The 25,228-nt window shown below is 48.5% G+C and carries 26 protein-coding genes, 1 tRNA gene and 1 other annotated feature; of the genes, 7 read left to right on the forward strand and 20 right to left on the reverse strand.

Going from position 1 to position 25,228, the window contains the following annotated elements:
- Positions 1-149: 149 nt before the first annotated feature.
- The 8 genes from I2H39_RS02885 to I2H39_RS02920 all read right to left on the reverse strand — a co-directional run bounded on the left by I2H39_RS02885 (position 150) and on the right by I2H39_RS02920 (position 6,077).
- The gene (locus tag I2H39_RS02885; RefSeq protein WP_138306129.1) at positions 150-872 is read right to left on the reverse strand and encodes a GntR family transcriptional regulator; all 723 of its coding nucleotides are present in this window, start codon (positions 870-872) and stop codon (positions 150-152) included.
- A gap of 600 nt (positions 873-1,472) precedes the next feature.
- A tRNA-Ala gene (locus I2H39_RS02890) sits at positions 1,473-1,545 on the reverse strand.
- A gap of 331 nt (positions 1,546-1,876) precedes the next feature.
- Entirely contained in the window at positions 1,877-2,410 is a 534-nt protein-coding gene (locus tag I2H39_RS02895; RefSeq protein ID WP_138306128.1) for a DUF805 domain-containing protein, read from the reverse strand.
- Positions 2,411-2,648: 238 nt separating this feature from the next.
- Positions 2,649-3,344, reverse strand: coding sequence for a cell wall hydrolase (locus tag I2H39_RS02900; protein WP_138306127.1), 696 nt, complete (start codon positions 3,342-3,344; stop codon positions 2,649-2,651).
- A gap of 157 nt (positions 3,345-3,501) precedes the next feature.
- On the reverse strand, positions 3,502-4,296 hold the full coding sequence (locus I2H39_RS02905) for an HD domain-containing protein (protein ID WP_138306126.1): 795 nt from the start codon (positions 4,294-4,296) through the stop codon (positions 3,502-3,504).
- Positions 4,286-5,314 (reverse strand): nucleotidyltransferase domain-containing protein, encoded by a 1,029-nt coding sequence (locus I2H39_RS02910; protein ID WP_138306125.1) that lies wholly within the window; start codon positions 5,312-5,314, stop codon positions 4,286-4,288. The genes I2H39_RS02905 and I2H39_RS02910 overlap by 11 nt, the downstream gene beginning before the upstream one ends.
- A 126-nt stretch (positions 5,315-5,440) precedes the next feature.
- Complete coding sequence (locus I2H39_RS02915; RefSeq protein ID WP_195625762.1) at positions 5,441-5,665, reverse strand: hypothetical protein; 225 nt, start codon at positions 5,663-5,665, stop codon at positions 5,441-5,443.
- Positions 5,666-5,813: 148 nt separating this feature from the next.
- A complete protein-coding gene (locus tag I2H39_RS02920; protein ID WP_138306123.1) occupies positions 5,814-6,077 on the reverse strand; it encodes a hypothetical protein in 264 nt (87 codons plus the stop codon).
- A gap of 215 nt (positions 6,078-6,292) precedes the next feature.
- Between I2H39_RS02920 and I2H39_RS02925 the strand changes: the two genes are divergently transcribed.
- A complete protein-coding gene (locus I2H39_RS02925; protein ID WP_138306122.1) occupies positions 6,293-6,934 on the forward strand; it encodes a DUF3298 and DUF4163 domain-containing protein in 642 nt (213 codons plus the stop codon).
- 138 nt (positions 6,935-7,072) lie between these two features.
- Positions 7,073-7,345 carry a GNAT family N-acetyltransferase gene (locus I2H39_RS02930; protein ID WP_138306121.1) on the forward strand — a complete coding sequence of 91 codons (273 nt, stop codon included), beginning with the start codon at positions 7,073-7,075 and terminating at the stop codon, positions 7,343-7,345.
- A gap of 127 nt (positions 7,346-7,472) precedes the next feature.
- Here I2H39_RS02930 and I2H39_RS02935 read toward each other — a convergent pair whose 3' ends face one another.
- From I2H39_RS02935 to I2H39_RS02955, 5 genes are all read right to left on the reverse strand, one after another.
- Positions 7,473-7,757 carry a DUF1653 domain-containing protein gene (locus tag I2H39_RS02935; protein WP_195625763.1) on the reverse strand — a complete coding sequence of 95 codons (285 nt, stop codon included), beginning with the start codon at positions 7,755-7,757 and terminating at the stop codon, positions 7,473-7,475.
- A 20-nt stretch (positions 7,758-7,777) separates the two neighbouring features.
- Positions 7,778-8,122, reverse strand: coding sequence for an MmcQ/YjbR family DNA-binding protein (locus I2H39_RS02940; RefSeq protein WP_138306119.1), 345 nt, complete (start codon positions 8,120-8,122; stop codon positions 7,778-7,780).
- Between the two features lie 148 nt (positions 8,123-8,270).
- Positions 8,271-9,449, reverse strand: coding sequence for a cyclopropane-fatty-acyl-phospholipid synthase family protein (locus I2H39_RS02945; RefSeq protein WP_195625764.1), 1,179 nt, complete (start codon positions 9,447-9,449; stop codon positions 8,271-8,273).
- 109 nt (positions 9,450-9,558) lie between these two features.
- Positions 9,559-13,095, reverse strand: a complete 3,537-nt coding sequence (gene nifJ / locus I2H39_RS02950) for a pyruvate:ferredoxin (flavodoxin) oxidoreductase (RefSeq protein ID WP_138306117.1) — start codon at positions 13,093-13,095, stop codon at positions 9,559-9,561.
- 252 nt (positions 13,096-13,347) lie between these two features.
- A complete protein-coding gene (locus I2H39_RS02955) occupies positions 13,348-15,174 on the reverse strand; it encodes a VanW family protein (RefSeq protein ID WP_138306116.1) in 1,827 nt (608 codons plus the stop codon).
- A 215-nt stretch (positions 15,175-15,389) separates the two neighbouring features.
- Between I2H39_RS02955 and I2H39_RS02960 the strand changes: the two genes are divergently transcribed.
- Together I2H39_RS02960 and I2H39_RS02965 are read left to right on the forward strand one after the other, a co-directional pair.
- On the forward strand, positions 15,390-16,229 hold the full coding sequence (locus I2H39_RS02960; RefSeq protein WP_195625765.1) for a PHP domain-containing protein: 840 nt from the start codon (positions 15,390-15,392) through the stop codon (positions 16,227-16,229).
- 126 nt (positions 16,230-16,355) lie between these two features.
- Positions 16,356-16,592, forward strand: coding sequence for a hypothetical protein (locus tag I2H39_RS02965; RefSeq protein ID WP_002587734.1), 237 nt, complete (start codon positions 16,356-16,358; stop codon positions 16,590-16,592).
- A 154-nt stretch (positions 16,593-16,746) separates the two neighbouring features.
- On the opposite strand, the gene I2H39_RS02970 is transcribed toward I2H39_RS02965, so the two are convergent.
- Together I2H39_RS02970 and I2H39_RS02975 are read right to left on the reverse strand one after the other, a co-directional pair.
- On the reverse strand, positions 16,747-17,940 hold the full coding sequence (locus I2H39_RS02970) for an AI-2E family transporter (protein ID WP_195625766.1): 1,194 nt from the start codon (positions 17,938-17,940) through the stop codon (positions 16,747-16,749).
- 11 nt (positions 17,941-17,951) lie between these two features.
- On the reverse strand, positions 17,952-19,124 hold the full coding sequence (locus tag I2H39_RS02975; protein WP_195625767.1) for a DHHA1 domain-containing protein: 1,173 nt from the start codon (positions 19,122-19,124) through the stop codon (positions 17,952-17,954).
- A gap of 260 nt (positions 19,125-19,384) precedes the next feature.
- On the opposite strand from I2H39_RS02975, the gene I2H39_RS02980 reads away from it, so the two are divergent.
- Complete coding sequence (locus I2H39_RS02980) at positions 19,385-19,642, forward strand: hypothetical protein (protein WP_138306112.1); 258 nt, start codon at positions 19,385-19,387, stop codon at positions 19,640-19,642.
- A gap of 89 nt (positions 19,643-19,731) precedes the next feature.
- Here I2H39_RS02980 and I2H39_RS02985 read toward each other — a convergent pair whose 3' ends face one another.
- Complete coding sequence (locus tag I2H39_RS02985; RefSeq protein ID WP_195625768.1) at positions 19,732-19,884, reverse strand: hypothetical protein; 153 nt, start codon at positions 19,882-19,884, stop codon at positions 19,732-19,734.
- Between the two features lie 136 nt (positions 19,885-20,020).
- Here I2H39_RS02985 and I2H39_RS02990 point away from each other — a divergent pair, with 136 nt between their 5' ends.
- Together I2H39_RS02990 and I2H39_RS02995 are read left to right on the forward strand one after the other, a co-directional pair.
- Entirely contained in the window at positions 20,021-20,437 is a 417-nt protein-coding gene (locus tag I2H39_RS02990; protein WP_138306110.1) for a hypothetical protein, read from the forward strand.
- Between the two features lie 44 nt (positions 20,438-20,481).
- Positions 20,482-20,763, forward strand: a complete 282-nt coding sequence (locus I2H39_RS02995; protein ID WP_138306109.1) for a hypothetical protein — start codon at positions 20,482-20,484, stop codon at positions 20,761-20,763.
- 33 nt (positions 20,764-20,796) lie between these two features.
- On the opposite strand, the gene I2H39_RS03000 is transcribed toward I2H39_RS02995, so the two are convergent.
- The 4 genes from I2H39_RS03000 to I2H39_RS03015 form a co-directional block, all read right to left on the reverse strand.
- A complete protein-coding gene (locus tag I2H39_RS03000; protein ID WP_195625769.1) occupies positions 20,797-21,663 on the reverse strand; it encodes a L,D-transpeptidase family protein in 867 nt (288 codons plus the stop codon).
- 61 nt (positions 21,664-21,724) lie between these two features.
- A complete protein-coding gene (locus I2H39_RS03005) occupies positions 21,725-21,874 on the reverse strand; it encodes a hypothetical protein (protein ID WP_195625770.1) in 150 nt (49 codons plus the stop codon).
- A gap of 32 nt (positions 21,875-21,906) precedes the next feature.
- Complete coding sequence (leuS, locus tag I2H39_RS03010; protein ID WP_195625771.1) at positions 21,907-24,321, reverse strand: leucine--tRNA ligase; 2,415 nt, start codon at positions 24,319-24,321, stop codon at positions 21,907-21,909.
- Between the two features lie 108 nt (positions 24,322-24,429).
- Positions 24,430-24,685, reverse strand: a binding site (T-box leader).
- A 35-nt stretch (positions 24,686-24,720) separates the two neighbouring features.
- Positions 24,721-25,086: a 4-fold beta flower protein gene (locus I2H39_RS03015; RefSeq protein WP_138306106.1), complete on the reverse strand. Its 366-nt coding sequence runs from the start codon at positions 25,084-25,086 to the stop codon at positions 24,721-24,723.
- Between the last annotated feature and the right edge of the window lie 142 nt (positions 25,087-25,228).

A 25,228-nucleotide genomic window follows, 5' to 3' on the forward strand; every position in this document is an offset into this window, starting at 1 on the left:
CATTATATTTCAGGCAAATTCAATATACAAAAACATTAAAGTTTTAACTATTTTTTGTACAATTATACCAAGTCATGATACAAAAATAGAGAATATCCCAAGAACATGGAGTGGTCCTTGGATATTCTCTATTAAACTTCTTAAATCAATTATTCTTGTACCCTATTCTTGTACTGACTTTTATAAAATTCATAATCATGAATGGCATGTTGTCTCATGCATTCTTCAGCTTTATCACCATCATGCTCACACAATGCATTGTAAATTAATGTATGGTCACTTATGTAGCTATCATCTTGGTGATACAAATAAAACTCATTAATCCTTGCAAGCGTAATTAATGCCATATTATTCTCGATATATCGTTGAATATGATGATGCTTGCAGGCATATATAATCAGCGCATGAAATTTGGAATTCAACTCAATAATTTTCTGATAATTCTCTTTTGTATGTTTTCCTTTAAGTTTTTCTGTCTGAACCAAGCAATCCTTCAGATTTTCCAGAGTACTGCCATCAATACGTTCTGCTGCCAATCTTGTCGCAAAAGGGTCCATTACAATCCTGCATTCATATGCCTCAATTGTAGTCTGGTAATCCATTGGATTTACAATAATCCCCCCATTGCTGGGTATAAGCAGTTCATCTGCGCAAAGCATCCTAAGTGCCTCGCGAATAGGACTTCTACTTATATGCATTTCCTTGGCCAACTGACTTTCTATAATTTTAGTACCACATTTAACTTCACCAAATATAATCTTTCTTTTAATATAGTCATATACTTGTTGATGCAATGCCTGGCTTCGAACAATACCCTCATCTCTGAATTCAAACATATTTATTTGGAAATTGGAGAAGTCATATTTCTCCAAAATCTTTCCTCCTACACATAACTATTTCGTTATTATATCGTGCTTACTAATAAAAAGCAAATTTAAATGATATCATTAATAAAGAATACCGAAATTAACATCCCCCACCTATTCTACTGTATATAAATATACCACCTATTGGCATTATAATCAATTATTTAAATTATCTTGCAGATAAGTATTGACGCCGGAATAATCTAAAGCCTTCCGGACTGCTTGGGAATGCCTCAGACAAAAAGACATATATACCAAAAATGCAACAGCTTACGTCATATAGAATGCACCTAATCCTATGAGACATAAAGAGAATACTGCAAGAGGCAATTACCCATGATGCGGGCACACCGCTTGTAAACACCGTGTACCATGTATATATAATCAGTGCCATAGCAAAAATTTGATAGAAACCAGCAGACGCTTAACCATCAACCGTTGTCTATAACAGGGACTTTAAATTATATAAGAAAAAAGCAGCCTATTAGGCTACTTAAAAATCCAAAGCATTTTTATTTAATTATAATCGGGCAACTTTCCGGTAAGTTCTGGACAACTACAGTTAAGCGATATCCGAAAAAACCTTCTTGTTATATACTTAGTCAATGGAGCATACGGGATTCGAACCCGTGACCTCCACACTGCCAGTGTGGCGCGCTCCCAGCTGCGCTAATGCCCCAACACTCGTAAATAATACCATAAATCCAGATGAAAATCAAGTACTATTTTTCCAATTATTCATACTTTTTGAAAACTTCTTGAAAATTGACAACCGCATAATAAAATGTTAAATCTGTCTCTTTTAATCCTTAAGGAACTTTATTCTTAATTTAGTTTCTGCTCAAACTTTAGTCACAATTTCCATGTATACTCTTTTTCATAACAAGGAATTACTCCTTTTGACATAGATTTCTCTCATACTCAGCCGGCATAATTCTATTATGCCGGCCCCTCTCATATTACGGTATATTCTGTACCTCTTTCACCCTATTTTCCTCATCCTATTTTTCTCACCGGCAGTCCCGGACCGCCTTCGCATCAAACGGTATCCATTCTCCGTAAACATTGGTTCCGGGCTGAGAAGGCAGAGATAAAATGACGATATTGTATATACAGACCCCTAATATAATAAAGACATTTACAATCGCCACGATAAAAAGGAGAAAATGGCCTGACGGACCCTGTATCTCATTCAAACCGCCTCCGTTATACACGCTGAGAGCTCTCAGCGCCAATCCATTTAGAAATACAATAGCAACCACTATATTTACCACAGTTGACGCCATTGTTACAAATACTATGGCGGCAACCTGCTTTCCGCTTCTGCCCGTATCATGATATCTTCTTACAGATGCCGAAATAAATGGAATAACGGAAACCAAACCAAATATATCGTAAAATAACCGGTTTGGAATAAAGGCAAGGCACAGGGCAATGATTATATACCCCAGAACCGCCCACCAATATCCGGCTCTTGATAACCGTCCTCTGAACCTTAAACCATTGCGGTACAGATTGATTAATGCCAAAACAATACGTTTCATTTTTATGTATCACATCCTTCTTATTTTTCACAACTCCAAGCCTGGCTTTTCTTTTACCTCGGACTGACTGTTGCTACTTAAAGTATACGCCACCTGAAATTACAACGTCAATCTTTTTATGGCATTTTATGGATACTGTTTCCCGAATCTCCTCCGTGAATCCAATTTACCGGATAAAAAACAGAGCGCCCGCAAGCGCCCTGCATGATTTTATATGGAACATTATTCACAGCTCCAATCAATAACAATAACTGTGATATCGGGTCCTCAGGTATTCTCCCCTGCCCTGTCTGCCTCCTGACTGCCAGACCACGTTCCCCGGCAGGATACTTCCATTTTCCAGAAGCCACTTTGCATTGGCCCAATTGCTTGCCGTGGGTTCACGGTAGTAATTACCATCCCTGGTGCAGGAATACTGCCCCGGTGCAAATACAACTCCTTTGATGGTACCGGGAAACTGGGGATGATTCACCCGGTTCAATACCACGGAGCCCACCAGCAGCTGCTCCTCATCCGGGCAGTTCTGCGACTCTCCGCAGATTACATGAGCCAGTATATAAAGGTCCTCTTCTGAATAAGAAGGACGCCGTATCTCAATTCCTGACAGACATTTTGTTTCAATATATGCATGTCCTGCCTCTGTTGTTATCATTGACCAATCGCCGTATTCCCCCAAAACCTCAAAGGATGTATTCAGTAATGCCTGGTCCAAAACCACTGCCTCTGTGCTGGGTTCCTTATAAATATTGATTCCATCCTGATTAGCAAATTTGATTGTCTTATGGGCCGCATCCCGAAGGGCTGTCTTGAATTCATTCACCACACCCTGTGCGGCGAGTACCATATCTGTCCCCTTTTCTTCTGCCTGCGCTGTCATAGGCACTGCCAGTGATATGGTCAGGGCCATGGCTCCCAATATAACGATTCGTTTCATAATTTACTCCTTAAAATGTTTGAACTGCCCTGAGTCAGATACCCGCCAACTGCCCATGGTATTTATTCTCTATTATATTCTGTCCCAAATTTAGCAATCCAAACATATTTAAGGTAATGATTGGTAAAAAAAGACCGCCACATAGTGACGGCCCAGTTTATTCACGTATCAGCCACCGGCCTGCTTCCCGCAGTAATATATCCCTTTTGTTCTCCGTGACGCCTTCTGCCACCTGGTCTGCCAGCTTAGACAGCGTGTTTCCAATAGAGCTGTCCGGCGCATAACCAATCTGTATCAAATCACTTCCATCAATATCTAAATCCTTAATGTGAAACTGTCCGGCCTGCTCCATTGCCTCATCAAGAAGGGCCTCCAGACGGTTGATTCTGGCCAGCCGTTCAGACAGGCAGGCAGGATTCTGGCCGCTCACGTCACACCGGCGTACTTCAAGCAGCCGCCGGAACTGTTTTTCTCCCAACCGGTCCAGCCATGTCCTGATACTCCTTCGCTTTTCGTGAAGGTCAGCGTCATGGTATTTTACCAGTTCCACTACTGTATCAATGGTCTGCTCATCAAATTTCAGCCGTTTCATCACCAGATTGGTAATCCCGGCACTTACAGGTCCATGTCCGTAAAAATGCCCTCTTCCGTCTTCATCTTCCGTATAGCATTGGGGTTTTCCAATATCGTGAAACAATACGGTCAAGGCCACAATGGTGTCATCTCCTGCCGTTTTAAGCGCCTCTGCCGTATGCTTCCATACATCATATACATGGTAGGGATTATTCTGTTGAAATCCGCACATGGTTCTGAGTTCCGGTACCAGGGTAAACAGGATATCCTCCCAGTTATCCCCATTCAAAGTCTGGGCTTTTGTCAGCTCCCATCCTCTGTGTTCCAGTTCCCTTATGATGCAGGCCGCAGATACCGGCACATCATGATTACAATTCACCTTTTACCACCCTCTCATTTACGCTGGCTGCAAAATCATTGATTTTCCTGATATCCGGTTCTTCCGGCAAGGATGTGTTTTTCCGGGCATAATCCAGGCGCTTTTCATATTCATCCACCATCTCAAAAAACTCCGGCACAGGCTGCCTGTTTTCATCCAGATACCGGCCATTCCTTATATCCATAAGAAGGTCGTGTTCCTTTTCCCGATAAGTCACAATCTGTTCTTTCTCCAGGATATCCAGGCACATCATGTAAAGACGGATGAGATGCATCATATGCTTGCCCAGCTTACCATGGCCGATGGCATTCTGATTCCTCTTTCCCACCTTTGCATAGGATTTTACAATGCTTTGCATCTCTGACCACAGACATTTATAATCCCTCAGGGGATAATGCTTCAGCGTAATGTCCATAAATATCTCACTATCATATTCTTCCTGGACGGCTTTGTCAATATACAGCTTAATACTGTCCTCCGGCATATAAAAATACCGGTTCTTCCAGTCAAAGGAGGCATGCTCTATGGTTTTCAGTATGTGTCTCTCATTGTCCGCCTGTCCCACAAGGCGGGCAGCCTTGTTATCCAGCCTGCGCAGCTGTTGGTTTGCATATCCCCCAAAGGAATAGACCGCCCTTTTGGATAAGAATAAGTGGGCATGGTCCAAAAGCTCCCTGCCCACTGGCGATAGGTATAAATAATGTTCTTCTCTGCTGCCCAGCATTTCTATCGTATTCGGATTACAATTGGTCAGAAGGGGAATCAGCTTATGAAAGGCATAGATAGTGGTATCAGTATCCTGGTCTGTTACCTGCCCGAAATCCTCATGAATCAGGATTTCCCTCTTACTGTTCAGGGCGCACCCGCGAATATCAAGGTCGCTGGTATCTGTGCTGGTCCCGTAGGCATGGCTTCCTCCCAGTGTCAGCAGTATAACATGACGGCCCAGGTGCGCATCCGTTCTTAAAAAATCATATTCTTGGGTCTGCAGCCTCTCTTTTATTTGTCCTAAGGTCATACAATACTCCTTTTTAGTATCATTTATGCCATTATAGCAGGACTGGCGGATGAAAGCAAACCAATTACACCTATGGGACGGATGATATGTACTGACAGCAGCGAAATCACAGGTATCTGCTTGTTGTTAAAAGTGAAACGAGTACCCGCATCTGCACTCAATCTCACCTGTATTATAAATCTCACCCTTTAAGCGCTTTATATGGGCCTTTCTTCCACAGAGAGGACATACAAAATCCGCCTCACCGTATCCGTCTGTGTTCTGTAATGCCTGCAGGGATGCCCTTATGAAACAATATAGGTTTTCAATCGTCACCTCCTGTTCCAGGTTAATCCCGCAACCATTTTCCATTTGTATAAAACCACCTTTCTGTTTTATCATGATGTCAGGTATTCTTTGATACCCATTCTCTTATATAGCGGAAATCAGTCCGCCCTGGAATGGGTTTCTAATAACAGCCTTAAAAATCCTGTCTCTGAAAACTATGTCTGCAAAAAAGCTATGAGAACGCTTGCTGCAAGCCTGCCGGCACCGGCATCCCTTTCTTTGAAAAATCCAGGAAGGACACACTGTAAAATCCAATCTCTTCCTCGTCTGCCTCCCGGGCCTTATACCAGATATCCAGTGCCTTCTGAACCGTTATCTCTATATCATGGTAATAATAGAGGTTAGCACTGGTATGGGTCACAACATCTTCAATCAAAAGCCTGGCATCCTGGTTCTCAAATAACACTTCATTCAGATTGTCTTTTGTGATTTTCATATGGCTACCTCCTGTATTTTATGATTCTGCTTCAGAGATTGACTCCCTAAATTCCGTTTAAGAACATATGTTCTTTTATAATTCAATCATATCACAAACATATGTTCGTGTCAAGATTGAAAACAAAACTTAGGAATGTCCCACCGGAATCATGAATCAATCATACATGGCCAGCCATGCACATATATTGTAAAAACATAACATATGAGGCTTTTATGCAAACCATAACCCAACATATCCTGACAGACCAGATGGATTACCAGGATTCTATTGTGCTTAACTGTCAGATTCGTTACCCGCAATTTGATGCTTCCTGTAATCAGGAAGCCATACAGACCATAAACCAGTATTATGCCACACAGGCAGCCGAAAAAGGCAAATACTGCCGGACCGTATTGTATCCCCAGGCGGCCGAAGAAGCAAATTACAGCCGCGTCCGGAATTTTCCATTCTTTCCATATGAATTTAATGTAAGTTATGTGGTAACTTATAACCAGGACTGTATTTTCAGTCTTTATACAGAGCAGTATACATTTACAGGAGGAGCTCATGGCTCCACACTGCGGACATCTGAGACATGGGATGCTGAGTATGGAAAACAATTAACACTCAGCGACTTTTATCAAGACAATCCCTCCTATATCCAGGATATCCAGAATTGGATTCAGTTTGAGATTTCGGAAAGGCTGAAAGCCAACCCCAGCACCTATTTTGACAATTACCCTGAACTCCTTCGCAATTCCTTTCATCCGGAAAATTTTTATCTGACACCAAGGGGGATTGTCATTTACTACCAGCAGTACGATATTGCCCCCTATTCCAGCGGCATACCGGAATTCCTGCTGCCATTTTCTTAACAGCTTACGGATAATCTCCGGAGAACTTCCGGAAGCCATGGCAATTCCATCTGCCTGTTGCTTAACCAGGTCCCCAGTGCTATAATTACATGACAGCGGGACGTTCAGTCCCAAAATCACTATACAGGAGGACCTGCCATGAATTTCACTTATCATCCAAATCAGATTGCCCTATATGATGAACAGGATAAACTGCTGGCTGAGGTAACATTTCCGGACACTGCTGATGGCGCAGCAGATATCAACCACACCTTTGTGGACGACTCTCTCCGCGGCCAGGGAATCGCCGGCAAACTGATGGAAGCACTGGCAGAGCATCTGCGCTCCCAGGACAAGAAAGCTGTTCTGACCTGTTCCTATGCTGTCAGATGGTTTGAAAAGCATCCGGAATACAAGGATTTAATCAAATAGCCCTTCATCCCTGCTGCCCTCTCCCATAGGGGCACATCAAAATCAAGCAATTAAAAAAACGGCATTGTTTTTTGTCTCTGCCGTTTTTTGATTGCACGTTATTCTTTATCATGTTCAGAAGCCGTCTCTAACTGCTCACCGCCTCAAACCGCATGCGCTGCCTGATTTCCGGATACTTTACCCTGTCCACCTCAGAGAAAAACATTTCTGCCGGTCTGGCTAAGGTTCTGAACTCTCCGTACAGCGCCTGATAGATGACCAGAAGTTCTCCTGTCTCAGTATGGTGGGCCATATCCCTGACAACATAAAGGTAACGGTTGGTTTTCTTTTCCCCGGCAGATAAGGTCTCCCGCTTAAAATGCCTGACAATTGTGCCGGGGCCAATTCCTGTGTGTTCATTCTGCTTATTCATCCCTGTTCTCCTGTCATATATTATTGTTCTTTACTGCGGTCCCTTGTCAAATCATAGCTTTCTCCTATCATCCGCCTGATGTCCTCCTCCGGGACACTGCCATCCAGTATCACTGTATTCCAGTGCTTCTTATTCAAATGATATCCCGGACGCACACCGGAATATGCCTTGCGCCAGAACTCAATCCACTCAGGCGCGCATTTCAGATTAATGCAGACCTGACCCTCCCTTCTGTATATCCAGGCAAATACCCGCTTGTTGGACCGGTGGCGTATAACAGTCCACTCATGGTCCCGGAAGGGGTAGTCTTCATATACGTCTTTATAGGTAAGACAGTATGTAATCAAATCTTTTTTTGTTCTCATTTTCTCCTGCTCCTTAACCAATCATCCAGCCTCTCCCAGCCCTACATTCCTAAATTATATCAGATATAGCTCTATAAAACCATACTCTGAAACACGGAGCGCAGAAATGGCCTCCTTCCTCCATTTCCGCGCACCGCATGTCCCAATCCTAATACCACCGCACCATAGGCAGCTCATTGTTTGCGCCCTTGCTCACCAGTATCTGGTGAAGGTCAATGACTCCATTGTGGAAGGTAGCTGCGCAGGAGCACAGATACAAATCCCACATCCGGACAAATTCCTCATCAAACATGTCCTTTATTTCCGATTCATGTTCCTTGAAATTCTTTTCCCAGCACAGCAATGTCCTGTTGTAATGGTTTCTCAGGTTCTCCACATCCAGGATATGGAAATCATGTTCTGCCATCAGGGAAATAATTTCCCTGAGGCTGGGAATAACCCCGCCCGGAAAGATATATTTCTTAATCCAGGGGTCACCTGCATGTTCCTTCTGGCTGCTGATGAAATGAAGGAGAAATACGCCGCCCGGATTCAGCACCTTGTCCACGCAGTCCATAAACCTGCCGTAGTTTTCCCTGCCCACATGCTCCACCATTCCCACGCTGACCACGCGGTCAAATTTCATGCCGCTTTTCGGCAAATCCCTGTAATCCATGAGCTGCACATTTAGAAGATGCTCCAGTCCTTCCTCTTCTATGCGCTTTTTAAAGCCCTCATACTGCTCCGTACTCAGGGTGATGCCGGTTCCTCTGACTCCGTATTCCTTAGCGGCCCTGATTAGCAGAAATCCCCAGCCGCAGCCCACATCCAGAAGGCTCATGCCCTGTTTCAGCGCCAGCTTCTTCAGAATATAGTCCGTCTTGTTCACCTGGGCCTCATAGAGGGAATCATGTTCCGTCTTAAAATATCCGCAGGAATAATTCATGGTTTCGTCCAGCCACAGCTTATAAAAATCATTGCCGATATCATAGTGGGAAGAAACCTCCATCTGCTGGTTCTTCCTGGAATTAGAGGGATGAAGAAGTTTCCTCAGATGCAGGCTGTTCACGGAAAAACGGTCCATCTGCCCCAGGAAATGGTCCAGGGCCTCATACAGATTCCCCTCCACCTCCAGTTTGCCCTTCATATAGGCTTCTCCCAAGGCCAGGGAGGTGCTGTCCATCAGCTTCTTCACCGGTATGGTTTCCCTGATATCAACGGCAAACATGGGATTGCCGTGGCCTACCCGGTCTTCATGGTCCTTCCATTTTACCAAAAAGGGATAATCTGTAAATCGGTTCAGAAATTGAACCATTGCCTTCTCTTCTAACATACTGGTATCACACATCCTTTCTTCCAGTATTATCCCCTTCTGGAAACAGAATATACAAAACCCCGGGGAGCCTAAGCCCTCCGGGGTCCATATTTATCTATCAAATATTCAATTCTGACTTAGATTAGTCGTTGCCGTACAGTGTAACCAGCTTCTCTAAGTAAGCGTAGCGCTCCTTAGCTTCTGCCTCGTTACGTGCAAACAGCTCAGCTGCTCTCTCAGGATTCTTCATAGCCAGGGACATGTAACGAACCTCGCCCTTTAAGAAGTCCTGATAGGTCTCAAGCTTAGGAGCCTTGGAATCCAGACTGAACTTCTTCTCAGCTGCAGGATTGTAACGGAAGTTGTTCCAGTAACCGCACTCTACAGCCAGCTTCTCCTCTGTCTGAGCCTTGTCCATGCCCTTCTTGATACCATGGTTGATACATGGAGCGTATGCAATAATCAGGGATGGTCCCGGATAAGCCTCTGCCTCGGCAATTGCCTTAACAGTCTGAGCCATATCAGCGCCCATACAAATCTGTGCAACATACACATAACCATAGCTCATTGCAATGCTGGCCAGGTCTTTCTTCTTAACATCCTTGCCGCCTGCAGCGAACTGTGCAACAGCACCTGTCTTGGTAGCCTTGGAAGACTGGCCGCCTGTATTGGAGTAAACCTCAGTATCGTATACCATGATGTTGATGTCCTTACCGGATGCCAGCACGTGGTCTACACCGCCGAAGCCGATATCGTAAGCCCATCCGTCACCGCCGAATACCCACTGGGACTTCTTAGCCAGGAAATCTTTATTCTTAACAATATCTCTGCAGACATCGCAGTCAACGCCGTCCAGAACTGCAACCAGCTTATCGGTAGCAGTGCCGTTGAGAGCGCCGATGCCAAAGGTATCAAGCCATTCCTTGCAGGCAGCCTTCATCTCGTCGGTAGCCTTCTCGTTAGCCATTACGCTCTCAACCTTAGCCTTTAAGCCGTCTCTGATTGCGTTCTGAGCCAGTAACATACCGTAACCGAACTCAGCGTTATCCTCGAACAGGGAGTTGTCCCATGCAGGACCCTGGCCCTTGGCATTAACGGTGTAAGGTGTGGATGGTGAGGAGTTGCCCCAGATAGAGGAGCATCCTGTTGCGTTGGCAATATACATCCTGTCGCCGAACAGCTGGGTAATCAGTTTTGCATAAGGAGTCTCGCCGCATCCTGCGCAAGCGCCGGAGAATTCAAGCAGAGGCTGTCTGAACTGGCTGCCCTTAACGGTGTTCTCTTTGAACTTAGCCAGAACTTCTTCCTTGATAGGCAGGGACTGACCAAAGTCAAAGATAGCCTGCTCGCCAAGGTTAGCTTCAAGGCTTTCCATAACCAGAGCCTTGTTGCCCTTCATGCCTGGGCATACATTTGCACAGGAGCCGCATCCCGTACAATCCAGGGCAGAGATGGTCATGGCAAACTTGTAGCCGGCCATACCTGTCATATCCTTCATCTTCATGTCTGCAGGTGCCTTGGCAGCCTCGTCGGCAGTCATGGCAACCGGACGGATTACAGCGTGAGGACATACATATGCACAGAAGTTACACTGGATACAGTTGTCCGGATTCCATACAGGAACCTTAACAGCAATACCGCGCTTCTCGTATGCGGAGGAACCGGATGGTGTGGAACCGTCTGCGTACTCTGTAAATGCGGATACAGGCAGGGAATTTCCTTCCTGAGCGCTTACCTTTGTCTGAATGTTGTTAACAAAGTCAACTACATCCTTTCTTCCCTGGGTTACAACTGCATAGTCAAGACCCTCGTCTTCGCAGTTCTTCCAGCTGTCCGGAACCTCTACCTTGTGCATGCCCTTAGCGCCTGCATCGATAGCAGCCCAGTTCTTCTGAACAACATCCTCGCCCTTGCGGCCGTAGGTTGCCTTTGCAGCAGCCTTCATCAGCTCATTTGCCTTCTCAGCAGGGATGATGCCGGTCAGCTCGAAGAATGCGGACTGAAGAATGGTGTTGATACGTGTTGGGCCCATGCCGGTCTCAATACCAATCTTAACACCGTCGATGGTGTAGAAGTTGATGTTGTGGTCAGCGATGAACTTCTTAACCTGTCCTGGCAGATGCTTCTCAAGTCCTTCCATATCCCATGGGCAGTTCAACAGGAATGTACCGCCGTCAACCAGCTCCTGAACCATGTTGTACTTGCGTACATATGCAGGATTGTGGCAGGCAACGAAGTTAGCTGTACGGATTAAATAGGTGGACTTGATTGGGCTGTGTCCGAAACGCAGGTGGGACATGGTAACGCCGCCTGACTTCTTGGAGTCATAATCAAAGTATGCCTGTGCGTACATGTCTGTATTGTCACCGATAATCTTGATGGAGTTCTTGTTTGCACCAACCGTACCGTCAGCGCCCAGACCCCAGAACTTACAGTTTGTGGTTCCCTCAGGAGTGGTAACTAAAGGAGCGCCAATCTCTAAGGACAGGTTTGTAACGTCATCCACGATACCAACGGTAAACGGAGACTTGGTTGTGTTCTCGTAAACAGCTACAATCTGAGCAGGTGTGGTATCCTTGGAACCCAAGCCGTAACGTCCGGTCAGAATCTTAACCTGGTCAAACTTGCTTCCCTTAAGAGCAGCAACAACATCCAGGTACAGAGGCTCGCCGATGGCGCCTGGCTCTTTTGTTCTGTCTAATACGGAAATAACCTTAACGGTATCCGGAATAGCGTCAATCAGGGCCTGTACACAGAATGGCCTGTACAGACGAACCTTAACAACACCAACCTTCTGTCCCTGCTTTACCATGTAGTCAATGGTCTCCTCGATGGTGTCATTGACAGAACCCATGGAGATGATGATATGCTCAGCATCAGCAGCGCCGTAGTAGTTGAACAGCTTATAGTCAGTGCCAATCTTGGCATTAACCTTGTCCATATATTCCTGAACAATTGCAGGAAGAGCGTCATAGTATGGGTTGCAGGCTTCTCTTGCCTGGAAGAAGATGTCCGGATTCTGAGCGGAACCTCTCTGGCACGGATGATTTGGATTCAGTGCATGCTTGCGGAAAGCATCTACTGCGTCCATGTCAACCATTTCCTTTAAGTCCTCGTAATCCCAGGTCTCAATCTTCTGAATCTCATGGGATGTACGGAAACCGTCAAAGAAGTTGATGAATGGAACCTTGCCCTTGATGGATGCCATATGCGCAACAACAGTCAGGTCCATAACTTCCTGGACGCTGGACTCGCACAGCATGGCGCATCCGGTCTGGCGGCATGCGTAAACGTCGGAGTGGTCACCGAAAATAGATAATGCATGGCTTGCAAGAGCACGTGCAGATACATTGAATACGCCTGGCAGCTGCTCGCCTGCAATTTTATAAAGATTAGGAATCATCAGCAGAAGACCCTGTGATGCTGTGTAGGTGGTGGTCAGAGCACCTGCTGCCAGAGAACCATGTACAGCGCCTGCTGCACCAGCCTCAGACTGCATCTCTGTAATCTGCACTTCACGACCGAAGATATTGGTTCTTCCGTCAGTTGCCCATTCGTCTGTGGCTTCAGCCATAGGTGAGGATGGGGTAATCGGATAAATAGCCGCTACATCAGTAAATGCATATGACGCATGTGCTGCTGCATGGTTACCATCCATGGTTTTCATTTTTCTTGCCATTTTGATTTCCTCCTACAAATAGTGAATATGTAATGGTATACATGTAAGTCTGCCCCGGACCCTGGCATGTCATAAACACGCTTCGACCCTATGCAGACTGACCTGTCTACTATTATAGCAATTATTTAACAAATTGCAAATGCTTAATCGAAATTACGGCAAAAAATACAATGTCAATTTTCAAAAATATATAAAGTGCAACAAAAAAAGAGAAACCCTTGTTTAAGGTTCCTCTTCTTTTATCTGCTCATTTTATTCCGGTTTCAGCGGTGCAATCACCGGATTATCCCCGCCCGGCCCTGCTGCCGCAGTCTCGGAGGGCTGGGGCGCCTGGGTGGGATTAGGTGCTGCTGCAGGCGCCGTGGTGGGCGCTGCCGGCTGGGTCACTGTGCCTGGTCCGTTCTCCTGGGAACCGCTCCCGGAAGGTATGGCCGCCGTCTCATCTCCCGGAATATAGCCGTCCGGCATTCCGTCAATGATTGGCGTTGTGGTTTCTGTGGAAAGGGTGGTTTCCTCAGGCGCCAGCACCACGCCGGTGGTATTGCGGCGGATAACAGGGGCATGGCCCTTGTATGTGGTCTTATGGTCCTGCTCCCTGGAAATTTCCTTTCCGTCCTTATATACTACCTTGTAAGTAATCCACCTGCTTCCCTTGCTGCCTGCGCTCTTCTGAATCTCAACTCCCGGCTCAAGGGTCTGGTCCTCCTCATAGGTAGGCGCCGGCGGGTCCAACTCCTCCACTTTCTCGGATACCAAATCCAGCTTTGTTCCCTCCTCCAGAATGGGGATTCCGTAGATGGAAACCGTCATTTTCTGGTCAGCGTAGCTGGCCTTGATGCCGATAGAGGTACTGGATGTGTTCCTGAATCGGAAATCAGGCTGTTCCCAGCTCACCGTGGCATCCTGGCCCGGTGTGATATAGTTGGGTTCAAAGGTATGGGAACGCCGGAAGGTAATGCTCTCCTCTCCCAGGCCCGACCGGTAAACAGCATTGTACAGGGTGGTGGATACCTGGCATACGCCTCCGCCGATTTCCTGTACCACTTCCCCGTTGTTATAGGCTGCCGCTCCCTGGTACCCCTTTGCCTCTGTCCTCTGTCCCACTGCGCTGTTAAAGGAGAATTCCTCTCCCGGATGCACCACTGTGCCGTTCAGTGCCTCCGCAGCCAGCCTGATGTTGGTGTTTCGGGCCTTGTTGGCTGTTGTCTTGGTGGTAAAGGTGCTGATGGTTTTATACTTTTCCTTGGCAGCCGCCGCACTGATATCCGGCGCTGTCTCGCTTCCCGCAGCTGTGATGGAGGCATCGAACTTCTTGTCCTGCAGTGCTTTCAGTATGTCTGCCGCCAGCTTTTCCTGGTCAATGGCAAAACCATTCTCTTCCCCTGCAAACACAAAGGCGCCCTTTTCCTTGTCATAGCTGTCAATGGAACCGTTTTTGGCTTTTTTATTCCATTTGGCCGCGCAGCTTTCCGCCTCCTTGGCAGCAGCTTCCTCCAGCCCGTCCATGCTCAGTGTATAACTTTCAGCCGGTTCTCCGCTGTAGATTTCATCCAGCAGCGCATCCACCTTTTCCGCCGCAAGGTTCGTTACCTCGTATGTATCCCCGTCATAAGTAACCGTCATGCTCCATGGGTATTCCTTCAGGATTGCATTTCTGGCCTGGTTCTTGGACATACCGGTGATGGTGATTCCGTCTACCTTGACTTCCTTCATGATTTCCGTCTCAGTCGTTTCTTCCGTGGTATTATCCGGTTCGCTTCCCCCGGCTCCCCTGAACTTCATGGCCAGTGATACGCACGCAATTAAGATAATAAGGATGACGCCGGCTATGGCTATCTTCTTATAATCCGGCCCCTTCTTCCTTCTGTGAGGGCTGTTGCGTCTGGCTGTCTGGGCCGCATTCATCCTGCCGGCCTGTCCGGAACGGTAGGAATAAGAACTCCTTGAACCGCTTCCTGACGAACTGCTTCTGCCTGTGTTTCTGGACGTTCCCCGCCCCGTGCCTTTATCTGAACCCCTGCCCCGGCTTCTGCCTGCTGAGGAACTTCTTCTGCTCTGATTGTTCTCTAACTGATTCATTCTGTTCACCTGTCATCTCTGCCTATGGATTTATTCACAGATTGTAGTATAACATACTTTATGTAAAATGGAACCGTCTTTTTTGTTTTTTTCAGCCCAATTTTACTTATTGTGAATTTCATGTTACTATATATAAAGTAAGTATTATTAAATTATTAAAAATCAATTACAAGCCTTTTCAAGGTTTTTACATCCTATGATTCGGAGGTCACATCATGTCTTTTGTTGATTTACACGTCCACTCAAATGCATCCGACGGCACCCTGCCGCCGGAACAGGTGGCGCGCCTGGCCCATGAGGCCGGACTCTCTGCCATTGCGCTGACGGACCACGACACCACGGCCGGAGTTGCCAAAGCCATGGACGCAGGTAAGGAACTGGGGCTGGAAGTGGTGCCGGGCATCGAGGTGTCCAGCAGCTTTAGGGACCATGAAATCCATATTCTCGGACTTTTCGCGGACACGGCTTCCCCCTCCCTTCAGGCTGCCCTGAAGGACTTCCGCCTGCGCCGGGACCAGCGAAACCGGGAAATGCTGGAACGATTTGACGCCCACGGCATCCGCCTTACCGCCGAAGAACTGTGCGCAGGGAACCCCGACACGGTCATCACCAGGGCTCATGTGGCAAGGGCCCTTCTGGCAAAGGGTCTGGGCCCTGATTTGGACCATATTTTTAAAAAATATCTGAAATACGGAGGCCCCTACTGCCCTCCAAAGGAATTCCTTCCCCCGGAGGCAGTCATGGAAGCCCTGCTGGACAGCCATGCATTTGTGGCCCTTGCCCATCCCTTCCAATACAAACTGGGGGACAGGGCCACAGATGAACTTATCGCCTACCTGGCCGGTCTGGGCATGAAGGGCCTGGAGGTATACCATTCCTCCCACAACCGCCTGGAAAGCGCCAAACTCCAGGTAATGGCCGCACGGCACGGTCTGCTTCCCACAGGCGGTTCCGATTTTCATGGAAGCAATAAACCAGATATTTCCATAGGGACAGGCCGGGGCGGCCTGCGGGTATCCTCCCTGCTGTTAGATGCGATAAAAAACACCCTTTAAACCCTGTATTTTTATGAAAAATCATAATTGCCCTTCCCCCGCCCTTCTGTTATAATCATATATGTTAAAAAATTAACCAGCCTTTTCCATTTCAGGAAAAAGCATACAAACACAGGAGGATATGCCATGAAGATTCAGAATATCACAGACGTAGAAAAGTTTTTCTCTGTCATTGACCAGTGTAAGGGAACTGTGGAGCTTGTATCTCCGGAAGGCGACCGCATCAATCTGAAGTCCAAATTAGCCCAGTATCTGTCTATGGCCACCATCTTCTCCAACGGATATATCAAGGAATTAGACCTGGTTGCTCATGAGAAGGAAGACATCGAGCGTTTAATCAAATATATGTATCAGGGAGAATAAGCCTAAGACAAAAGCCTGGAATGACAGGCAGGCGTTACAGCCAAGAGCAAAGCCCGGAACCGCATGGCGGCAGGTTCCGGGCTGTTTTGTTTTTCTGTATTAATATTGTTTTCTGTGTTAATATTATCATCCGGTCCTCTGACCCTATCCGCTTTTAATCCCGCTTCTCCCGGTCCGCATCCTCCTCACAGGCAGGGCCGCATCCTGACTCACAGGCAGATATTTCCCCGCCCTTCTTACCAAGACGTCCGTTGACCCCGTCCCTCAAAAGGGCATACAGCACGGAGCACAGCGGAATAAATATAAGCATTCCCACAATCCCCATCATACTTCCGCCCACAGTCACGGCTACCAGCACCCATATGGACGGGAGCCCCACTGAATTTCCCACCACATAGGGGTATATCAGGTTTCCCTCAATCTGCTGCAGCACAAAGAAGGTAATGGTGAAAATCAGGGCGTCCATGGGATTTACCATAAGCATCAGAAATACGCCCACTGCCAGTCCCACAAACGCACCGAAAATAGGAATCAGGGCCGTAAAAGCAATGAGTACCCCAATCAGCAGACCATAAGGCAGACGTATGAGGGTCAGCGCCACAAAAAACATGGTTCCCAGTATCACAGCCTCCACACACTGTCCTGTAAGAAAATTGGAAAAGGTGCGCTCTGTAAGGGCCGTGATATCCAGAATCCGCCCCACAACCGGTTCCGGCAGAAATGCCTCCAGCACCTTCTTCATCTGCCTGCTCAGAGTTTCCTTCTGCAAAAGAATATAGATTGCAAAGATAAAACCAATCAGGAAGGAGGATACGCCGCTGACAATGGACACAGCTGCCGAAAAAGTGGTATTCAGCATGGTACCTGCCCCGTTCTTTAAAAATGCAACCATGTTCTGGAACACTTCCTGCCAGTCCACTTCCATCTGGTTCATATATTCCAGTATCTGGGGATTACTGGCAAAGATGCGTTCCGCCTCATCCCGTACCCCTGCAAAGAATACGGGGATGCTGCCCTGGAGATTCAAAAACGTCTTAACCAGCTGAGGCGCCACCACAAAAATGACCAGGAACAGGCCGCCAGTGACCAGTAAAATAGTCACCACCAGGCTGACAGGCCGCCTCAGCCTGCTGCCCTCTCCAAATACAGTCAGATGCCTCTCAATATTGCGCATGGGCACGTTTAAGATGAAGGCTATGGCCGCCCCCAGAATAAAAGGCCAGGCAATGTGCATCAATCCGGCTGCCACATCGAGCAGCCGCCTGTAATTGATACCCGCCACCACAACCACCACGGTAAAGACAATCAGTCCTCTGATTTTTTTAATTGTATCGCGATTTAATTCCATTATACCATCCTTTATATGTCTGTCTCTTCCAGGAACGCCGCCTCAATGGCTGCCCGCTCCGCCCGGAAGGTCCCCTGGGCCATAAGGCTGCTGCCTCCGCCCCTGCCGTTCAGACGGCTGTTCAGGGCTTTGCTGAGCGCCCGCATATCCATCCTGCTGCTGCCAAGGGCATAGTGATATTCCCCCTCCCTGTCGTTTCCGGAACAGACAGCAGCCACTCCCGCCTTGTTCTGTTCGTAGAGAAGGGTGGCATACTGACGGACCTGGACCGGGTTTAAATCCTCCTCAAATACAATCAGGGGGTCTGTGCTCTCCCGGAACTGCGCTGCCTTCAGCGCCATCAGGCTGCTTCCCAGCTTTCCAATCCGGAACTCCTTGTCCTGGCTGTCGTTTTTAAGCTTCTCCACTGCATCCGGCACCTGGACCAGCTTGGCTGACAGCAGGTTGGAAATCCTGATTTCATCCTTCAGCCTGTCCCTGTAATCCAGCAGGGCCCTACGGCCGCAAAGCATGGACAGGCGCACGCCGCCCTTGTAATGAATCATGGTCCTTATCTTAATGATGCCCACTTCTCCGGTGTTTTCTACATGTGTGCCGCAGCAGGCGCACACATCCCCGCCCGGCACCTCCACAATCCGCACCAGACCGGACAGCTCTTTCTTGCTTCTGTACTCCATGGTCCTGAGCTCGTCCCCAGTGGGATAAAGCACCTTTACAGGAACATTGGCATAAACCAGCTCATTGGCCTCGTCTTCCAGACGGTCCAGGTCCTCCGGCTCAAGAATGCCGTTAAAGTCCACTGTCACTTCCTCGGCTCCCATGTGGAAGCCTACATTATCGTAGCCAAAGCGCCTGTGCACCAGCCCGGACAGAATATGCTCCCCTGTGTGCAGCTGCATGTTGTCGTACCGGCGCTGCCAGTCGATTATCCCTTCTGCCAGGGTCCCCTCATCTATGGGCTGCGCCAGTTCATGAATCACCTGGTCCCCCTTTTCATGGACGGACAGAACGGGAATCCCGTTTAAGGTTCCTGTATCATAGGGCTGCCCCCCTCCCTCCGGATAAAAACCAGTCTGGTTCAGAGTCGCAAGCCAGGTTCCCTTCCCGCTTTCCTCACAGTGTTCCACGGTACACATAAACGATTTTACATAGGGTATCTGGTAATATAATCTGCTTTTGTCCATTCTCAAAGCCTCTTTTCATTTTCATCTGCTGTCCCGGCCCGTGTCTTCCTTCCCTTGTCCGGAACCGGCGCACGCAGTATCGCGTCCGCGGCACGGCCCCTGGCCTTATCATGCCTGCGTTGCAGCGCCTGCCGACATTATACTATATATACCATCCTTGTACCAACAAAAATTTTCTAAATTTTATCAAATTGTGGAAACATGAGCAAGCAGGGCCTCATATGATACAGTGTAATTAAACTTTATATGGAGGAACTAACATGAGTGATGTAGCAGCAACAAACTGCGGTTGTGACTGTGGATGTGGATGTGGAACAGGAGGCAGCGGATGCGGATGCAATATCATCTGGCTTATCCTGATTCTGTGCTGCTGTGGAGGCGGCGGTGGCTTCGGACATAGCGACTGCGGCGGCGGTTGTGGCTGTGGATGCAGCTGTGGAGGCGGATGCGGAGACTTTATCTGGCTCATCTTAATCCTGTGCTGCTGCGGCGGCGGTGGCGGCGGCTTCTGCTGCTAATTCCCACCTCTAAGAAATCCTTCACCAAAGAATCAAAGGAACAGGGAGTGCTTCATCACTCCCTGTTTTTTCTTGCAGGGAAGCCGGGCTTATTTGCCGGCCTCGCCTGCCTCCCCGTGTGAAAACGGACTTTTTGTGCCCCGGTTCTTTCCTCCATACCCCTTTCTTCCCTGTCTCTGTTTTAAGCACTCCTCATCTATTTCATATACTGCATTTCCATCTATAATCAAACGGCTGTACATGGATTTCACTCTCCTTCCATACTTATAATATATGCAGTGTCCATGCTTTGGCTCATTGCACCGGAAAATAAGTGGCATGTAACAGGCCCCTTCCGCATAAATTGGAATCAAAGAAAGAAAAGGCTGGTGGAAATACATGAATCCATCTGATGACTATAAACTGACCGACCTGGACTATCTCATAGGCGACCACCATCTGCAGATGATTAAGGCCTCCCTGCCCTACCTGGGTGTACCTGAGCAAAAGGCCATCTCCCTGTTTGTCAAGGCTCAGGAGCTGCGAAAGACAGTGGAACTCTTTGAGACAGAGGAGGTAGCGTCCATGGGCATCTGCTCCCTGGAGCGTCCTCAGGGAAACGGTTCCCTGCGGGACCTGCTGAAGGCCATCCGTCCATATGGAAATCCCATGGAACAGGATATGATTGACATGGCCGAAACCCTGATGGAAGGCCAGACTCCCATGGAACAGCTGCGCAGGTTCCTGACGCCGGAGCAGCAATCCCGTTTTGAAACCATGGAAATGATAGTCACTGCCATGCAGGCCATGGCCTAGTACGGCTCATCACTGAAACCCACTACAGAAAGGACTACATAATTATGGATAACAGCTGGAAACAGGACCCCAGGCTCAAGGCCATGAACAAAGATAAGCTGGCCATGCTCACTGAATTTGCGGAACGGATTGAGCACTCAGACAAAAGCAACATGATGGAGGCATTCATGGCCATCAACATGGAGGCCAGACAAAAAGGCGTACAGTTTAACGACAGGGAAACAGACTTATTAGTCAACATCCTCAGCGCCAGAATGCCTCCCTCTGAGAAAAAGAAAATTGATTTGTTGAAAATGCTTTCCAAAAAAATGGCAGGGCCGCGCTGATGCGCCCCTGCCTCTGCCTTATGGAAATTTCCATTATTTTAACCGTTCCATATCCGGGGCAATAACAATCTTAGTGCGCTCTGTGGCTGACTGTACCAGCTCCTTCGCCCTTTCCTGAGGCAGGCGGATACAGCCTGCGGAGCCGTTGTCCCGGGTCGCGGTAAAGCAATGAAGGAAAATAGCCGACCCCTTCCCTGGCTCGCAAGCTTCATTATAATCCAATGCCAGGGCATAATTATAGTAAGGGGAGGAAGCCGCCATGTTCTCTGCGGAATTCCAGTTCTTTGCAACCTGTGATGTATTGACCAGTTTGTTATAATACGGGCTGGCTGAATCATCCACCCAGTAATCGCCTTTCGTGATTTTATGGTAGGGAAGAGTGCTTCCCGGATTTTCCTTAAGACCAAAGGCCATGGTAAATCCGTATGTACCGGCAGGCGTGCTTCCATCTCCCTCCGCCTTCTGGTCTGTAATGCCGTTCCTGCCTGCGATACCGGCTTCCTTCCAGGCCATCTCCCAGTCTTCCCCTGACTTCTTATAATAATAGACATCTGCGCTGCATCCGCCGGTGCCCACTACCACCACCAGCTGGTCCGCATCCTTTGCCCCTTCCAGGTTCATGGGCTGTATGACTCCGTTCACTACTGCCGCCTTTGCCTCTGCTTCCTTTGTCTCCTCCGGCTCTGCTTCTGAAACAGCCTGTACTCCCGGCCCGCGGTCCGCCGGATTCAAAGCTGCCCCGGCTCCTGTGCCGCCCGCTGCAGCCAGGGCCGTAAGGCTGCCCGCAGCCGCCATAACTCCTGCCAATACCAGCGCTGCCGCAGCCCTGCCTGTCTTTCCGTATATTCCGTTCTTTCTATATTCCCTGCTGTCTCCGCCTATTCCGCTCCTATGTCCCATCACTGCACCTCAATCTCATGTTTTATCCATTTCCTATTATAACCTGCAATAACAGCAAATGTTATTTCTTTTTTCTTACATTTCCCGGAACAGACAGCTGAATGGCCGCTGCCGCTGCCCCCATATATCCCATGCTTAATCCATACACAGCCCATTCATAACCATGTGCAAAAACGCCTGCCCAGCCCATGGTGAATGGCTGTGCAGGCATTCTGTCATCCCCCGGAAATAAGGGAATCCTGTTTATTTACACACAATATTGATAATCTTTCCAGGCACATAGATTTCCTTTACCACATTGCCTGTCAGCTTTTCCTTAACAGCTTCCCTGCCTGCGGCAATGGCCTCTTCCCTGGAGCTGTCCGCACTGATGCTGATGACAGCGCGGGTCTTTCCGTTAATCTGGACAGCCACTTCAATCTCATCGTCCTTCATGGCTTCCTCATCGCATTCCGGCCACTGTGCATGGAACACGCTGTCGGTACCGCCTAACTGCTGCCACAGCTCCTCTCCGATATGGGGAGCAAACGGCGCCAGGAGAATCACGAATGTCTTAAGAGTCTCCCTGTCGATTCCGCCTTCCTTCCTGGCCAGCTCAATCAGCTTATTGTTGTACTCCATGAAACCGGAAATCACGGTGTTGAGACTGAACTGGTTGAAGCGGTATTCAATGTCATATACCAGCTTGTGGCGCAGCTTTATCATTTCCTTGGACGCCTTCACATCCTTGTCCCGGTTGTCCATTACCAGGTTCCAGAAACGGTTCAGAAAACGGGATACGCCCTCAATGCCCCGGTCATCCCACTCTGCATCCAGCTCCGGCGGTCCCACAAACAGCTCATAAAGACGCAGGGAGTCACAGCCGTAGTCTCTCACCAAATCATCGGGAGACACCACGTTGCCCTTGGATTTGCTCATCTTGATGCCGTTCTTTCCTGTAATCATGCCCTGGTTGAACAGCTTCTTGAAAGGCTCGTCAAAATCAATGGCGCCGATATCGCACAGGAACTTGGTGTAGAAACGTGAGTAAAGCAGATGGAGCACCGCGTGCTCCACGCCGCCGATATACATATCCACCGGAAGGTACTTGTCCGCCTTTTCCCTGGATACCAGCTCTTCCTTGTTGTGGCTGTCCACATAGCGCAGGAAGTACCAGGAAGAACCAGCCCACTGAGGCATGGTATTTGTCTCCCTCTTGGCCGGAGCGCCGCAGACCGGACAGGTGGTGTTTACCCATTCGTCAATACCGGCCAGAGGTGATTCGCCGGTTCCCGTAGGCTGATAGCTCTCCACCTCAGGAAGCCTTAAGGGCAGCTGGTCCTCAGGCACAGGCACGCAGCCGCACTTGGGGCAGTGAATGATGGGGATGGGCTCGCCCCAGTAACGCTGCCGTGAGAATACCCAGTCCCTCAGCTTATAATTGACTGTCTTGTGGCCAAATCCCTTTTCCTCTATCATGTGGGGTGCTTCCTTTTTAAGGACAGCTGACTCCATTCCGTTCCAGTCCCCGGAATTAATCATGATGCCGCTGGCCTCGGTATATGCCTCGGTCATGTTCTCGATTTCCCTGCCGTCCTTTGCAATTACCTGTACAATAGGCAGGCCGAACTTTTTGGCAAACTCAAAGTCCCTGTCATCGTGGGCGGGCACGCACATGATGGCGCCCGTACCGTAATCAGCCAGTACGTAATCGGACAGCCAGATAGGCGTCTTTGCACCATTCAGCGGGTTGATGGCATAGCTTCCGGTAAACACGCCGGTCTTATCCTTGGCCTGCATACGGTCCACATTGGAGCGCATGGAAGAATCGAAAATATATTTTTCCACTGCTTCCCTTGTCTCATCGGTTGCCAGACTCCTGGCCAGGGCGTGCTCCGGCGCCAGCACCATGAAGGTGGCACCGTAGAGGGTATCCGGCCTGGTGGTGTATACCGTAATCTTCTCATCACGTCCGTCAATAGGGAAATCCACCTCGGCTCCGTAGGATTTACCAATCCAGTCAGTCTGCATCTTCTTGACCTTCTCAGGCCAGTCCAGCTTATCCAGGTCATTTAACAGGCGCTCAGCGTAAGCAGTAATCTTAAGCATCCACTGGCGCAGGTTCTTCTTGGTAACCGTGGTGCCGCAGCGCTCGCAGCAGCCATTGACCACTTCCTCGTTTGCCAGACCGGTCTTACAGGAGGGACACCAGTTAATGGGGAATTCCTTCTCATAGGCCAGGCCTTTTTTAAACATCTGTACAAAAATCCACTGGGTCCACTTGTAAAAATCCGGGTCCGTGGTGTTCACTTCCATATCCCAGTCATAAATCGCAGCAATCTGCTTAATCTGACGCTTGATATTCTTAATGTTTGCCTCTGTGGACTTAGCCGGATGGACGCCCATCTTGATTGCATAATTCTCAGCAGGAAGGCCGAATGCATCCCATCCCATGGGGTGGATGACATATTTGCCCTTTAACAGCTGATACCGGCTCCAGACATCTGAAATCACATATCCTCTCCAGTGTCCTACGTGAAGGCCGCTGCCTGAAGGGTATGGAAACATATCCAGACAGTAATACTTTTCCTTCCTGCCATCGTTCACATTGATGGGCTTCTCTTCCCAGTTCTCACGCCACTTTTTCTCAATGGCGCTGTGGTTGTACTGTGTTGCCATAATCTCATTCCTCCATTGGTTATCTAAGGGGATGATTCCCCTTTATCCAGACAGCATACCGGCCCCGCATATTTTCCGGATAAAATACAAAAGCCCTGCGCCTCTACTGCTAGAGACGCAAGGCTATATATCCCCGCGCGGTACCACTCTGGTTCATGCTATCTGACGCATGCACTTAATCCTCTTATAACGGTAAGGTCTCCGTCCTGTCCTACTAGTCCCCGGACCCCGGTTTCCGGCGGTCCATCCCCGTTGGGGCAGGCTACTCCAGGGCCAGTTCAACAACCATCCGTCACCGGCTCACACCAGCCGCCGGCTCTCTGCATCCATCCGGTTATCTACTCTTCCCTATCTGCGTATTTGCACTGACTCTTAATTTAACATATTTCCCAGACAGTGTCAACTGTTACCAGACAAAAAATCCCCTGCCGCAATCTCTGACCAGGCGGCCTTATAGGCTGTCTTGGAACGCTTTGTCTCCCTGGAACGTCTGGTTGGCCTGGCTGCCCTGGCCCATTTGGCCGGCGTCTCACGGCGGGAGGGCTTTGCCGGTCCCCCGATTCGGGCCTGGTCCGTAAACATGACGCAGTATCCGTCCAGGTCCCTGACCCATCCCTTTTCAAACCATCCATACTGGGCGCCCTCAAATCCATATACCGCATCCTCGTAAAGATAGGCCGCCGGTCTGCCGTCAAACAGGTAGATATGTTCCCTGTCACTGTCAATATACGCGGCAGGCATCCCGTTTCTGTCATACAATGTCATACTTCCATTCTCCCTATTCATTTTCACTCACTGCACCTGTGTATGCTCACATTGGCTTCATTATACTACCGGGCTGTTTGAGATTCAATGTGTTTCTTAACGGAATTCTAACGGTCCCTTCTCTTGCCATTCCGTTTGTCCT

This window comes from Clostridium sp. 1001283B150225_161107_B6, from assembly GCF_015556325.1.
Classification (GTDB): domain Bacteria; phylum Bacillota; class Clostridia; order Lachnospirales; family Lachnospiraceae; genus Enterocloster.